Consider the following 13,321-nt stretch of genomic DNA (forward strand, 5'->3'; position numbering starts at 1 on the left):
TTCATCGCAAAAGACTTTACAGGGGGAGCTTGCCTCATGAGTAACGACACTACATTCAATGAAACTGACGCTAACCTGGAGCAGGTTTCAGACGGTGAGCAACAGTTCGTATCTTTCTTAGTCGAACAAGAACGCTTTACCTTTCCCATGTTATCGGTGGGTGAAATTATTCGTGTACCGACTATGGTTTCAGTGCCTCTCGGCCCACCGCAAATGATGGGGTTAGCAAACCTACGGGGAAATGTGCTTCCAGTTTATGACTTAAGCGCTATTTTGCTTGGTAGCCATGCAGAAGTTAGTGATGCTACTCGTGTTGTTGTGGTGGAAACTGACCTTGGGAGTATAGGCTTTTTAGTTGACCGAGTGCTTCGCGTTTACAGTGTGGCTGAAGGCGCTGTTATCGATAAAGCATCAATGACCGACTCTATCGCTTATGACTATATGCTTGGCATTATTAAACAAAGCGAAGAGCCGGTAGAGCAAATTTTAGATGTATTAGCATTGGCAAAAGCGCAAGCGGTGACCAAGCAAGGCGGAAGCGCAATGCAATTATCCGGTATGCAGCGCATAGATAGTGATGAAAGTGAGTGTATAGACGCTGATGACAGCTTACAGCAGCTAGTCTGTTTTTCGCTAGAAGACCAAGAATTTGCTTTCCATCTTCAAGATGTGGAAGAGATTGTGAGAGTTCCCGCAGAGATATCACAACTACCAGAAAGTGCCCCGGCTGTCCTCGGTTTGGTTAATCTGCGCGGCCGCATTATTCCTATAGTCGACTTATCAAATGCCATTGGCATGATGCCCACACAAATTAATGAAACATCTCGCATTGTGGTCACTCAAAACACTGAGTTTGGTAGTGTAGGCTTTATTGTTGCTAAGGTCAGTAACGTCGTATCTATTTCTGAAACTGAGCTAGAAAGCGTGCCATCAGTCTGTAACGACGGTGCGGAATCTGGACTTCTTGAAGCTGTATACCGCAGCGATGGTGGAAAGCGTCTGGTCTCCATTATTAACCTTCCTAATATCTATGGGCGCGCGCTCATGAGTGCGCTTACTGGTATCGATGACGATATTAAGCAGGAGTCGCAAATGAGCGAAAGTAACGATGTAGCGTTTGATGAAGATGACTGCGAGCAATACGTGATTTTCTGGATTAATGGGCAAGAATACGGCGTGAGCATTGACGATACCCAAGAAATTACAAGAGTGCCCGAAAAGCTAGAAAGCGTGCCGAGCACGCCAGATTATCTCAAAGGTATAGTCAATCTTCGCGGAACGGTACTGCCCGTTATTGACCTGCGCAGCCGATTAGGTATGCCGTGTAGTGAGACTTCAGAGCGTCAACGAATCGTTGTCCTCACAAAAGATAAACAGCGCACAGGTTTTATCGTGGATGGTGTAGCAGAAGTAAAAACGGTGGTCAGACAAACTATTGAAGAGGCCCCATCGCTATCAGAGATGCAGTCTGAATTTTTAAACCGTTTGATAAAGCTTAACGATGAAAAACGCATCATCCAAATCATTGAACCCAATGTGTTGCTCAACGACAATGCGGTCGCAAAGGTTCAAGAGCAATGCTAATCAACGTTTAAGGTGATCTATGACAGTAAAAGTCCTTATTGTGGATGATTCAGCGTTAATGCGTAAGCTGTTTACAGAGCTTTTCGAGAAGGAGGGCTTTATCGTTCAAATAGCACGCAATGGCGAAGAAGCATTAACCAAAGCCGTTGAGTTCGAGCCAGACTGTATAACATTAGATATCAACATGCCGGTAATGGACGGTATGACATGTTTGGCCATGCTGAAAAAGCTTTCTACATGCCCCGTCATCATGGTGTCTTCGTTAACACAAAAAGGCGCTACCATTACGTTAGAGGCACTGGCACTTGGTGCCAGTGACTTTGTTCTAAAGACTGGGGGCACTGTTTCACGGGATATCTCAAATTTAGAAGTCCCGCTTATTAATAAAATCCATGCGCTAGCGAAAACCGGTAAACCCCAGCGTCCCATCACAAAAACGCCACCGGTTGTTAAACAAAAGGTTATACGAAATAGAAGCAGCGGTGCGTTCGAAATAGTACTTGTAGGGGTATCAACTGGTGGACCAAAGAAACTAGAGCATTTGGTTGCGAATCTGAATCCTTCTTTTCCTGTGCCGATTGTCATCTCTCAGCATATGCCAGCATCTTTTACCTGTGCACTGGCGAAGCGGTTAGATGGTTTAAGTTCGCTTAATGTTGTTGAAGTCGAAAGTAAGATGTCAATAAAACCAGGCACCGTCTACTTAGCGAAAGGTGATGCGGATCTTGCTTTTTCTAAAGCAGGTAGTGAGGTTTTTGCTCGACCAGTACCCTCTAGTCCGAGCTTTTTATGGCACCCCAGTGTAGATCGAATGGTTGATAGTGCGCTTACCTGCTATAAACCACTTTCCATGCTATGCGTTCAGCTAACAGGAATGGGAAGTGATGGCGTTACCGCTATGAGTAAAGCTTATAAAGAGGGTGCAACAACAATCGCAGAGAGCGAGGCCACATCGGTGGTGTTTGGTATGCCTAAAGAGCTTATCGAAGCTGGCTGTGCCAGTTTTGTACTTGACAGTCCGAAGGTCGCGTCGAAGTTAAATGCGCTTTGTCGTTAATAGGAGTAGTAAAAAATGGGTTTAAAAAAGAAAGTGGAGCCTGTTTCCAATATTTCCGAAGACTTTGAAGAAAAGCGCGAGACCCCCCGAACTACAGAACAACTCGTTAGCGACCTTAACTCAAACGATGGTGACGTGCGTCGATGGGCTATTAGAGATTTAAGTGGTCAAAAAGTAGCCTGTGACGAGTTTCTCAGACGGCTGCCTTTCGAAGACGATCCGACCGTTATTGAAGCGCTATTTAGTGCACTTGAGCAAGATATGTCAGGCCGTCACGCATCCCAAGTGCTCAGCTTACTTAAGAGCGAAAACGTGCAGCTTCGAAACGGTGCTATAGAACTTATGCAACAAAATCCAGATGTATTTGCGGCGAATGTTACCCTTCTTATGCAGGATAAAGATCCGGATACACGTATTTTTTGTGTAGATATCATTGGTGCCGTAGCACACATTGAAGCGGTAAATTGGCTGCACCAGTTTGCTCTAAACGATGACAATGAAAATGTGGTTGGCACAGCGCTCGATAAACTTGCAGAGATTGCAGATGTATCAACACTCGACATTTTGCAAACAGTAGAAAGCCGCTTCCCACGTCATAGCTACATTCAATTTGTGATCTCTTTGATAAGAAGCCAGGTGAGAGGCACCGATGAGTAACGCAGCATTGGAAAAAATAGATGCTGCCGACTTCGAGCGGTTCCGCTCTATGTTTTACCGAAAAACGGGGATCCACTTCGAAGATTCGAAGCGCTATTTTGTGGATAAACGTCTTCACGAACGCATGAAAGCAACGGGGCATCCGAACTTTAAAAGCTACTTTACATACATGCGGTTCCAGGCATCCGGCGAAGAGTTTCAAAACCTCGTTAATTCGATGACGGTAAATGAGACCTACTTCTTCCGAGAAGAATATCAGTTCGAAGCCATGACGCGAGAAATTATGGATGAGTTAGACAGCTATCGACCGCCTGGAGAAGACTTAAGAATTTGGTCAGTACCGTCAAGCACGGGGGAAGAGCCGTATTCAATAGCTATCTATCTTATTGAGTACTGGAAAGGTTTAGCTCACAGAGATGTGGAACTGATTTCTTCCGATATCGATAGTAACGTTTTGGCATCAGCGAAAAAAGGGCTGTATTCGAAGCGCTCGGTGCAGAATATCCCGCTGCCTCTCGTCAAAAAATACTTCAAAGAAGTCAATGGACAATACCAGCTAAGTGAAGATATTCGTGAGTCGGTGTCATTCACATTGGCTAATATTTTGTCGGGCAGCAACATGAAACAGTTTCGGCATTTTGACCTTATTTTTTGTCGCAACCTGCTTATTTATTTTGATGATGAATCTCGAAAGAAAGCGGCGCACGTGCTTTACGACGCCATGAAGCCTGGCGGCTATATCTTTTTGGGACACAGCGAGTCGATGAGTCGAATTTCGTCAATGTTTAAGGTTCGCAAGTTTGGCGATGTGATTGCCTATCAAAAGCCACTTGCAGGAGGGGCTTAACATGAAAACAGTAATGATTGTTGATGATGCCTCTACGGTAAGAATGTTCCATAAAATGCTGGTATCTACTCCTGATAGGATCATTGAAGAAGCAGAAAACGGTGTAGAGGCGCTAGAAAAAGCAATAGGGACGCAGGTCGATTTATTTTTGGTTGATGTGAATATGCCAAAAATGGACGGATATCGACTGTGCAAAGAAATCCGCCGTAACGAGGCGCTTCGTGCAGTACCTATTATTATGGTCAGCACCGAATCAGCAAATCGAGATGCCGAACGGGCGTATCAATGCGGTGCAAATTACTACATGACCAAACCTGTCGATGCAGACATTCTGAAGTCGGTGGTGAGTGCAGTGATTGGAGGGAGCGCCAATGAGTGAATTACTTGATGTCTTTATTGGAGAGTCGCGAGAAAACTTAGAATCGGCAAGCCAAGAACTGTTAGCAATTCAATCGTCGGGACCAGCATCAGAACGCGTAGATAAAATCTTCCGGGACTTACACACTATCAAAGGGTCGTCTGACTTATTTGAAATTAAACCTTTAACTCGGTTAGCCCATGCAGCAGAGGACTTGCTCGATAGTGTAAGAGCTAACGAAGTTGCTTTTAGTGACGATATAGGCGACCTACTGCTTGAAGCCTTAGATCAAATTTCGATATGGTTTGACGAACTAGAGGTGGGCTCACAAGACCTAGAGCAGTGGCAACCCATCTCGGCTAAGTTAGGGGCACAGTTAAGGCATTTTATCGACCCTAATGGTTTAGACTCGTCTGGTAACGAAAATAGCGCTGCACATAATGATTTGACATCATCAGATGATAAAACACTCACTGACGAACAAAGAGACATGTTGGCGGCTTTTAGTGATAACGCTGACCTTAAGCTTTTAAGTCAGGTCGAAGGGCCATTTTGTTACCATATTAATTACACGCCAGATGAAGGCTGTTTCTTTCGGGGTGAAGACCCTATAAATGTGGCGCTTGCTTTACCGGGTCTTAAAGCGTTCAACATAGACATGCCCGAACTTAACCATGATGCCGATATTTACAACTGTGTGACCAATATCAAAGCACTTGGTTGTGCAGATGCAGACGCAATTAAGCAGCACATGGCTTATTACGAAGGGCAATATTCCCTTACGGTATTTACTAGCCAAGCGTTAAGAGCAAGTTGCGTAGATAAAATCAAAGATAATGTTGCCCTCATTGCTGATCAAACGTTATCGGATGCACTGAAAGAGAATGATCTTGAGCAGGTGCACGCTAGTGCAGGGCTGTTGCTTGCTTCCCAGGACGTAAGTGATGATCTTTTTGATGATGCGAAGCGGGCGGTGCTGGAATGCTTATCGACAGCAGGCGAACTCGACTTTCTGAATCGGGACGCGCAAGCCAATGAAAGTGGTAGTGAAGATACTCATATTGATAAGGACAGTACTGCATTTAGCGCAGAAAGTACTTCTACCGACAGCACGGCTGGCAAACTTGGCGACGATAGCCCACAGGAAGCTGGAGGAAATTCACCACATGCTTCTATGCTGTGTGGAAAAACGTTAGGGCCCCATGAAAAAGCGATCCTTACACAACAGCTCACGCTTTTGAATTCAGACAGCTATAAGTCAGAGTTTATGTTTCCTTCTATCGCAGGGCTGGTAGGAAATATCTTAGGCGAAACCTTTAGTGACGAAGACGCCGTGGCCGTTGCCATTTGTAATGCGCTAGATGACGAAACAATTAAGGAGCAAGTCGATGAAGTACAAAAGCAAAAGAGCGCAGAAGAAACATCCGTAGAAGCATCGAAGACCGAGCATACAGCAGAGAGCGCTGAAGCTGTGGGCGACACTAAACCCTTAAGCAGTGCAGAAGACAATGTACAGCCAGTAAAAACCGAGCGCCAAGCAGTTAAGATGCTAAAAGTCGACCAAGCTAAAATCGACTACTTAATGGATATTGTTGGCGAACTCACGGTGGCGAAAAACTCATTGCCTTATCTGGCCAAACAAGCCGAGGAGGAAGGAGGAAGCAGAAAGCTTAGTAAGCAAATTAAAGCGCATTTTTCTATTGTTAATCGCTTAACTGAGTCGCTGCAAAGTGCGGTATTGCAAATACGCATGGTACCTGTCTCTCATGTATTCCAACGCTATCCTCGCTTAGTGAGGGACTTAGCGAGGAAGCTCGATAAAAAAATTGAGCTTTGTATGCAGGGTGAAGACACCGAGTTCGATAAAAACTTAATTGAATCACTTTCAGAGCCGCTTATTCATTTATTGAGAAACAGCATTGATCACGGTATTGAGTCACCGTCTGAGCGGATTGCAGCGGGCAAGTCAGAAATGGGTCGTATTGACCTTATTGCTACGCCCCTTGATGACAGCGTAATTATTGAAATCCGCGATGATGGTAAAGGGATAGACCCACAAAAAATTAAACTACTCGCCTTTCAAAAAGGGGTCATCAGCGAAGCTCAACTAGAGAGCCTAGACGATAACGAAGCCCTACAGCTTATATTCGCTGCTGGTTTTTCTACCTCAGAACAAGTCTCAGATTTGTCTGGACGCGGCGTCGGTATGGATGCGGTAAAAACAATGGTAAGCCAGGCAGGCGGCACTATCGAAATGCACAGCGAAGTAGGCGTAGGTACTACTTTCAAATTGCTGCTACCTCAAACTATGTCGGTTAACCGTGTAATGATGTTTGAAGTAAACGACCAAATGTTTGGTGTGGGAATGGATGCGGTGGTGGAAACTGTGAAAGTGCCCACCTCAGACATTCAGCGCATTCGCAACGAACAGGTTCTTGTTATTCGAGAAAAGCTAATACCACTGTGTAATCTGCGCGACGCATTGGGTTTTGAAGAGGCAGAGGAAAAAGAAGAGCACTCAATTTTGGTGGTAGCAACACCACAGGGAGAGTTCGGGTTTATCATCGATAAATTTCATGAGGGTATTGATGTTATTCAAAAACCTCTTGAAGGGGTGCTAGCGGGATACGCGCACTTTTCGGGAACAGCGTTGCTTGGTGACGGGCGTGTGCTGTTAATCATCAATGTACAAGAGGTGTTAGCCAAATGCCTATAGCGTTCAAAAAGAAAGTGGCGGTGATGACCGGACATTGCGAAATTGAAGAGGCTGAAAGTCTGTTTGCCTGGCTAAACGAAGAGGTCTCTAGGCAAGTTAATTTAAAGGCCTTAGTCAGTGCACACACTGCGGTATATCAGGTACTGCTCGCAAAGAAGCCAAAAGTCAGTGTGTGGCCAGAATCTGAAAAGCTGATTTGGCTTACTAAAATGATGAATAAAAAAGCAATGTGTGGTGCGAATGAAAGTAATAACGGTGGCTAACCGCAAAGGCGGTACAGCAAAAACTACAACGGTAGTAAACCTTGCTTATGGTTTAGCCCAAGCGGGTAAACGAGTTATGGTCATAGACCTTGATAATCAGGGACACGTGATGCATGGCTTAAAAGCGCTTGGATGTACACTACAAAGCGAGATTACCGAATTACCAATTAGCCACTTTTTCACGTCAGTAGTGAAATGCTCAGAAAACATTTACGCAACCAATGTAGATACGAACAAGGCCAATACGAACGATAACATTACTTTAGACACTTTACGCAATTGGTGCGACTCAGTTCCTGTTACAACACATTTCGACATTGTGTTAATCGATACACCGCCGACCCTGAGTCCGCAACTGATGGCCGCGCTATCAGCCGCTACCGACATTATTATTCCAGCTACGCCTTTACCGCTTGCCAGTGACGGCGTGCAAAAATTATTAACGGCCTGCAGAAACGCTATGGCGGAGCGAAAGTTTAGAGCGACTAGGCTAACCATTTTACCCGTAATGGTTGAACAAAATTTAAAGCTTCACAGGCAAGAACTTGGTGGCTGGTATGAACGCTACGGGCGCAACAAAGTGCTGCTTCCCATAAGAAAGAGTATCAAATTAGCCGAGGCATTTGCTCAAAACAAACCCGTTTTTACTTATGCACCTCAAAGTCGTGGCGCACACGACTATACTGAATTATGTAAACAATTAATCGGCTAGAAACAAGAGGTAATGCAATGAGCGCAATACACTTAGTAGATGATTCAGCAACAATGCTAATGAGTATGGAAATGCTGCTTAAACGGGCAGGCTATACAGTAACAAAATCAGAAAGTGCAGAGGCAGCGATGGCGGCACTTGAGTCCATATCGCCCAAATTAATAATAACGGATTTAAACATGCCGGGTATGAACGGTATAGAACTAATAAAAACACTAAAGCAGCAAGCTAAATTTAGGTTTACCCCCATGTTGATGTTAACCACGGAGTCGCAGCAAAGTCGTCGAGAAGAAGCGAAAGCTGCTGGTGCTACAGGCTGGCTTGTCAAACCCGTCGAGCCAGAGCAATTGTTAGGTGTAGTAAAGCAGTTGGTACCAGCTGCATAAGGTAAAAACATGAAAGTACTTGAAAAAGCAAAGCAGTATTACGAAACAGTGCTCGCTGAGACAATAAAAGTGCTTAAGGAAAAGACAGGTAACATGCAGGATTCGCTTTTACTTTGGGGCGGGCTTTTAACCGTAACAGTAGTAGGCGTAGTGGGGTCGCTGAGTATACCTATAGAGATAATGGGCCTGCAGGGGGGAGTCTGTGCAACTATTTTAGCAATGTTGACCTTTGTACCTTGGTATGCAAACCGACAGAATCGCATGTTTGCTGCCAAGTTAAGTCGTCAAGAAAGCTATTTGCAAGAAACTTCATCGCAGTTAAGCGAAACCCATGCTCAGGTTAATGATTACGTAGCCATATTAAAAGGGCAAATGGATGGCATAAGTGCAATAACTGAAGACGCCTCAATGGAGCTAATGAAAGCGCTGTATGAGATTGAAAGCAGTATTCAAGATAGTATAGACAACGTGGAATTGGGTCAGAAGAATGCCCTTAATTGCAAGGAGAAAAGCGCAGACGAGTTTGAGTTGGCGGCGCAGCGCCTGTCTAATATAAAAGAAATGATTAATACACAGCGCGCGCAACAGATTGCAGATACTGAAGCCATTCAAGGGGTAATGCGTGAGGTTGAAAACCTAAAGGAACTCACCGAATTAGTTAAAAATATTGCTTCGCAAACCAATTTGTTAGCCCTTAATGCTGCAATTGAAGCGGCGCGAGCTGGCGAATACGGACGGGGGTTTGCTGTGGTAGCTGAACAGGTACGTATATTATCGTCACAGTCTTCAGAAGCGGCTGAAAAAATAGAGTCGGGCATAAAATCAGCGCTGGACGCTGCACATGTTCAAGGTGAAAAAATGCTTAATTCAACACGTGCGAACGATACGTGTGAATTATTAACTGGGTTTTCTGATTCGCTTGAAAATATAACGCAACACTATCGTGTGCTTGAAGAACTAAACCCTAAAATGCTGGCGTGCTTCTCGCAAAGCGCCACCGACGTTGCGGTAAAAGTAAGCGGTGCCATCGCGAAAATTCAGTTCCAAGACATTATTCGCCAGCGCACCGAGCATGTGAAACTAGAGCAAGACGCTATTGTAAGTTTATTTGGGCAGTTTTCGTCATACATTAACAACCGCGAGCATTTTGATGAGTCGTTTAATTTAAGCACCAAAGAAATGTTTGAAAAATATGTGATGGAAGATCAGCGTAAAATACATTTCGATATTAATGAGTCTTCATCTGAAGAGAAAAATGAGTTTGAGGAGGCCCGAGAGCCTAAAATAGAACTGTTTTAATAAGAATTTCAAGAAATTAGGACAGAGCTGAAAGTAACAATGATTAGAAGCCATGAAAGTTAATACGGGTACGTAGGTAAGTGATATCACTACTGTAAAATTGCCAGTCAGCTCCACTGACTGGCAATTTCAAAACCAAGTATCTAATGAGTCTAAGCTCGGTTTCCCGTGAAGACGCATTCAAACACTGTGGCAAGTTTCCGAGGGGCTAACGAAACTAACGCCTTATCCTTACAGAGTAATGCGCTGGGCCGTAGCAAACGCAACGTCCAGTTTAAAGTACGCCGCTTCATTAATGAAATGAGGGTAGGTTTCTTTCTCACCGTCCCAGAGAATATCTTTTCCGTCAAAAGTTCTAAACATGGGAGAACCTGGTAATAGAGGCTTAAAATCATTGTCTTGCAATGAGTGGTGGATCATCGCGGTACGCGCGCCATTTCCATCTAATGGAAAGCCGACGTTTTCACCAAGGCGAAAGGCTTCACACTCAGGCAGTGCGTCTGTTTCTATCTTTTGGTTATTATAGGCTACACAAAAATCTAAAATAGCCTCGGCCATAGTTTGTGTTAAAAGGTAAACATCTTCTCTTAATACGCCTTGAGGCTGACCGCCCACTTCAATCATTACCCCTTTCTTACCGGTAGTACACAAATAACCGTGTTCAAGATAAGGCTTTTCGTCTTCCACCAAAATATTCGCTTCGGGCATTTGTTGTTTAACAAATCGTGCTAACTGAACGTGAAATTCATCCGCTTCTAGAATAATTAGCGTGGCGCCCATCTCGCTGGTGGTATTGTGAATATCAATAACAAAATCGGTATTTGAGTTGCCCTTTGGGCCAAGTTTCTCATTTATCGATTTAGCAAGCACGGCTTCTTTAGCGGTGTTGTTATCTGATAAACGCTCAAAGGTAAACTGACGGTTTAAATCTTCTTCTACAAAACGCACGTTCGCATCAATGGCCGCTTCATTGGCTATATTCAATGAAACATTCAACTCATTAAATCGCGAAGGTAGCCCGAACTGTTGCCAGTTTCGAATAAGCTGAATACCACTGGTTTCATTGCCATGAGTGCCACCAATAAGCGCGATAGAATTAAACATTCATATTCCTTTTTTACTAATGTGAATAAGCGGTAGAGCGGTGTTTAACAGTCAAAAACCGGTGAAAACCAAAAGCGCTGTTGCCAGATTTTTATACGAAACTAGCGGGGTGTTTGTAACACCAGGTTTCGATAGCAGCGAAACGCGAAATCTGAACTTAAATACACTAACTCTGATTGCCTTGATACTACACCAGCGAAGGTGGCTCGAAAACAGGAAAAATAGCAGAGAGAGCGAGTTTACCCACTTACCTCGCGTAGATTTTTAGATAACTGACTAGCGTCTTAGTGTTTGAAAAAGTCGTCAGACTGCTGTGCTAACATCGCCTCAATTTCTTCCACGTCTATATGTTTTGGCGTGGCGTCCTCAGCAGGCTTGCCGGCAATTTTTCTGTCTTCTGCAGCCCATTCACCCAAATCGATAAGTTGACATTTTTTGCTGCAAAAAGGGCGGTATTCGCTTGTTGGGGCCCAAACAACCTGTTTGGCGCAAATAGGGCATTTCACTTCCATAATAGACTCCAGTGAAATACGTCTTGGCGGCACAATCTATGAACTATGAACTATGAACAAAGAAAGTACCCAAGACGAAAAATATTGAATAAAGGCGGAGATTAGCAGGCCGCTAAACGAAACTGAATACTGTTTTCTACTGCGCCAGCCTGGCCTTCTTGGGGTGAAAACATCATAAAACGCAGGGCGTAACGGTATTTATTGCCGCTTAAGGTTGGGTAATAGCCTTCATCTACGCTGCACTTTACGCGAATAAGTTCGTTTTTATCTTCCGCTGCACCTTGATAAAAGCCATTCTCTGCCACCGCATTTACAAACTGCCCTCGTTCGCGGATAAACGATAGGCTAACCGCAATTGCATCGTCAAGAAGCCCTAAAGTCTCTAACCATTGTGCAATCTCAATTTGACGCTGTTCTAGCGGCTGCTGTAACCAAAAGTGCAAATTAGGAAGGTCGAAACTACATGCGCCGCCGGGTATGGCAAAGCGCTGTCTTATGGCGCTAAGCAATTTGTCATCTTTAAGCGCGCTACCAAAACGGCGATCGGTTTTAAGCTTTTGCTTTAATGTAAGTACTGTTTTCAACGCTTGCTCTAACGCCGTACTGTCTATTTTGGGGTGTTTTGACCAATAGACTAAATTCTTCTCGTGAGCTTCAAGATCTTTAGTTAAATCTGAACGAAGATCGAGCCTTTCTATTAGGTCGAGCAGTTCGAAAAGTTGTTCAAAAAACACAAGCTGAAGGTGCGTATGTTCTGATTTGGCAGTTATTTTAAGTTGACCAAGCAGCTGCTCAACACGTAAATAGTTACGTACTTTTTCCTTTAGTGGAAACTCGAATACAGCGCTACCCATGGAACCCCTTAAAACACATAGACTTAGAGAAACTGCACTACGGCCTTGTAGTGCGGCGAATAAAAGCAAGCCTAAAGCATCAAGGCTTTTAAGCCAAGTCTACTTGTTCGACAAATGCTTACTTTGACGCTAATTGGTCAAAAAAGTTTCAAAAAGCGGCGCTGTTGATCGGGAAGACCCGTTATAAGCAAAAAATGCTAAGAAACGGATGGTAAGGCCTCAAAGGGAAACAGAAGAGCAAATTAGAAGAGCAAAGCAGAACAGTTAGGTAAATGTGGTAAGCAGAAAAGCCAAACAGCAACGGTAGATATGAAAAGTAGAGGTAGAAGCGGTTTGCTATTGTGCAAACCACTTACGTTTATATTGAAGCAAGGCTTAGTAGTTTTTGGTGTAAAGTTGATATTTGACTGGCAAGCGCGTCTAGCGTCGTGCTGTTATCCAGTACATCGTTTGCTGCATCAATACGCTCTTTACGTGTAGCCTGCGAAGCCATAATACTTTTTATGGTTTGCTTAGTGCTGCCGTCCCGTTTTAACGCTCGTTCAAGCTGCAATGTCTCTGGACAATCTACCACCACAACATGGTTGCACATCTCAGTTAGTTTGTTTTCTACCAGTAAGGGTACAGATAAAATACAATAGGGCGATGTCGACTCTCTGATTAGCTGTTGCATTCGAGAGCGAATAAGTGGGTGCAGCAAACCATTTAACCAATGCTTTTCTTCTGCATCGGCAAAGACCTTTTCGCGTAGGGCGGCGCGATTAAGGCTTCCATCTTCTAGCAGAATAGTTTCGCCAAAATGCTCGACAATGTGCCGTAAGCCCTCTGAACCTACTTCAACAACGTCACGTGCGACTTCGTCAGCATCAACAATATCAATGCCAAGGTTTTCAAAAATGGCGGTTGCAGCTGATTTGCCGCTGCCTATACCGCCGGTAAGGCCCACTACGAACGCGTTTTGTTTATCCATAA

14 protein-coding genes are annotated in these 13,321 nt (G+C 44.2%); 10 read left to right on the forward strand and 4 right to left on the reverse strand.

The genetic code is table 11. The features are described 5' to 3' along the window. Positions 1-36: 36 nt before the first annotated feature. From ACYX4N_RS06755 to ACYX4N_RS06800, 10 genes are read left to right on the forward strand one after another with little or no spacing between them, the layout of a single operon-like run. Entirely contained in the window at positions 37-1,584 is a 1,548-nt protein-coding gene (locus ACYX4N_RS06755; RefSeq protein ID WP_476056020.1) for a chemotaxis protein CheW, read from the forward strand. Positions 1,585-1,603: 19 nt separating this feature from the next. Continuing rightward, the gene (cheB, locus tag ACYX4N_RS06760; RefSeq protein WP_476056021.1) at positions 1,604-2,641 is read left to right on the forward strand and encodes a chemotaxis-specific protein-glutamate methyltransferase CheB; all 1,038 of its coding nucleotides are present in this window, start codon (positions 1,604-1,606) and stop codon (positions 2,639-2,641) included. Positions 2,642-2,656: 15 nt separating this feature from the next. Then, positions 2,657-3,298 carry a HEAT repeat domain-containing protein gene (locus tag ACYX4N_RS06765; RefSeq protein ID WP_476056022.1) on the forward strand — a complete coding sequence of 214 codons (642 nt, stop codon included), beginning with the start codon at positions 2,657-2,659 and terminating at the stop codon, positions 3,296-3,298. Beyond that, positions 3,291-4,145 carry a CheR family methyltransferase gene (locus tag ACYX4N_RS06770; RefSeq protein WP_476056023.1) on the forward strand — a complete coding sequence of 285 codons (855 nt, stop codon included), beginning with the start codon at positions 3,291-3,293 and terminating at the stop codon, positions 4,143-4,145. Before ACYX4N_RS06765 ends, ACYX4N_RS06770 begins: the two co-directional genes overlap by 8 nt. 1 nt (position 4,146) lies before the next feature. Continuing rightward, positions 4,147-4,524 (forward strand): response regulator, encoded by a 378-nt coding sequence (locus tag ACYX4N_RS06775; RefSeq protein WP_476056024.1) that lies wholly within the window; start codon positions 4,147-4,149, stop codon positions 4,522-4,524. Then, complete coding sequence (locus ACYX4N_RS06780; protein ID WP_476056025.1) at positions 4,517-7,219, forward strand: chemotaxis protein CheA; 2,703 nt, start codon at positions 4,517-4,519, stop codon at positions 7,217-7,219. Before ACYX4N_RS06775 ends, ACYX4N_RS06780 begins: the two co-directional genes overlap by 8 nt. After that, the gene (locus ACYX4N_RS06785; protein WP_476056026.1) at positions 7,210-7,482 is read left to right on the forward strand and encodes a hypothetical protein; all 273 of its coding nucleotides are present in this window, start codon (positions 7,210-7,212) and stop codon (positions 7,480-7,482) included. Before ACYX4N_RS06780 ends, ACYX4N_RS06785 begins: the two co-directional genes overlap by 10 nt. Then, complete coding sequence (locus tag ACYX4N_RS06790; protein ID WP_476056027.1) at positions 7,460-8,194, forward strand: ParA family protein; 735 nt, start codon at positions 7,460-7,462, stop codon at positions 8,192-8,194. Before ACYX4N_RS06785 ends, ACYX4N_RS06790 begins: the two co-directional genes overlap by 23 nt. A gap of 17 nt (positions 8,195-8,211) precedes the next feature. Beyond that, entirely contained in the window at positions 8,212-8,580 is a 369-nt protein-coding gene (locus ACYX4N_RS06795; RefSeq protein WP_474805369.1) for a response regulator, read from the forward strand. A gap of 9 nt (positions 8,581-8,589) precedes the next feature. Beyond that, entirely contained in the window at positions 8,590-9,879 is a 1,290-nt protein-coding gene (locus ACYX4N_RS06800) for a methyl-accepting chemotaxis protein (protein WP_476056028.1), read from the forward strand. Positions 9,880-10,110: 231 nt separating this feature from the next. On the opposite strand, the gene ACYX4N_RS06805 is transcribed toward ACYX4N_RS06800, so the two are convergent. The 4 genes from ACYX4N_RS06805 to coaE all read right to left on the reverse strand — a co-directional run bounded on the left by ACYX4N_RS06805 (position 10,111) and on the right by coaE (position 13,319). Continuing rightward, complete coding sequence (locus ACYX4N_RS06805; protein WP_476056029.1) at positions 10,111-10,983, reverse strand: aspartoacylase; 873 nt, start codon at positions 10,981-10,983, stop codon at positions 10,111-10,113. Positions 10,984-11,267: 284 nt separating this feature from the next. Further along, positions 11,268-11,495 (reverse strand): DNA gyrase inhibitor YacG, encoded by a 228-nt coding sequence (gene yacG, locus ACYX4N_RS06810; protein ID WP_014950407.1) that lies wholly within the window; start codon positions 11,493-11,495, stop codon positions 11,268-11,270. A 101-nt stretch (positions 11,496-11,596) separates the two neighbouring features. Then, positions 11,597-12,349, reverse strand: coding sequence for a cell division protein ZapD (gene zapD / locus ACYX4N_RS06815; RefSeq protein WP_474805373.1), 753 nt, complete (start codon positions 12,347-12,349; stop codon positions 11,597-11,599). A 358-nt stretch (positions 12,350-12,707) separates the two neighbouring features. Next, positions 12,708-13,319: a dephospho-CoA kinase gene (gene coaE, locus ACYX4N_RS06820; RefSeq protein WP_476056030.1), complete on the reverse strand. Its 612-nt coding sequence runs from the start codon at positions 13,317-13,319 to the stop codon at positions 12,708-12,710. Positions 13,320-13,321: the final 2 nt, after the last annotated feature.

The sequence above is a fragment of the Alteromonas sp. ABH4_452 genome (genome assembly GCF_056311825.1).

Excerpts from the sequence above, each read along its gene's own strand:
- ACYX4N_RS06795 (WP_474805369.1), top strand. The coding sequence starts at position 8,212 with ATGAGCGCAATACACTTAGTAGATGATTCAGCAACAATGCTAATGAGT.
- ACYX4N_RS06785 (WP_476056026.1), top strand. The coding sequence starts at position 7,210 with ATGCCTATAGCGTTCAAAAAGAAAGTGGCGGTGATGACCGGACATTGC.
- zapD (WP_474805373.1), bottom strand. The coding sequence starts at position 12,349 with ATGGGTAGCGCTGTATTCGAGTTTCCACTAAAGGAAAAAGTACGTAAC.
- ACYX4N_RS06775 (WP_476056024.1), top strand. The coding sequence starts at position 4,147 with ATGAAAACAGTAATGATTGTTGATGATGCCTCTACGGTAAGAATGTTC.
- ACYX4N_RS06765 (WP_476056022.1), top strand. The coding sequence starts at position 2,657 with ATGGGTTTAAAAAAGAAAGTGGAGCCTGTTTCCAATATTTCCGAAGAC.
- ACYX4N_RS06755 (WP_476056020.1), top strand. The coding sequence starts at position 37 with ATGAGTAACGACACTACATTCAATGAAACTGACGCTAACCTGGAGCAG.
- yacG (WP_014950407.1), bottom strand. The coding sequence starts at position 11,495 with ATGGAAGTGAAATGCCCTATTTGCGCCAAACAGGTTGTTTGGGCCCCA.
- ACYX4N_RS06780 (WP_476056025.1), top strand. The coding sequence starts at position 4,517 with ATGAGTGAATTACTTGATGTCTTTATTGGAGAGTCGCGAGAAAACTTA.
- cheB (WP_476056021.1), top strand. The coding sequence starts at position 1,604 with ATGACAGTAAAAGTCCTTATTGTGGATGATTCAGCGTTAATGCGTAAG.
- ACYX4N_RS06800 (WP_476056028.1), top strand. The coding sequence starts at position 8,590 with ATGAAAGTACTTGAAAAAGCAAAGCAGTATTACGAAACAGTGCTCGCT.
- ACYX4N_RS06790 (WP_476056027.1), top strand. The coding sequence starts at position 7,460 with ATGAAAGTAATAACGGTGGCTAACCGCAAAGGCGGTACAGCAAAAACT.
- coaE (WP_476056030.1), bottom strand. The coding sequence starts at position 13,319 with ATGGATAAACAAAACGCGTTCGTAGTGGGCCTTACCGGCGGTATAGGC.
- ACYX4N_RS06805 (WP_476056029.1), bottom strand. The coding sequence starts at position 10,983 with ATGTTTAATTCTATCGCGCTTATTGGTGGCACTCATGGCAATGAAACC.
- ACYX4N_RS06770 (WP_476056023.1), top strand. The coding sequence starts at position 3,291 with ATGAGTAACGCAGCATTGGAAAAAATAGATGCTGCCGACTTCGAGCGG.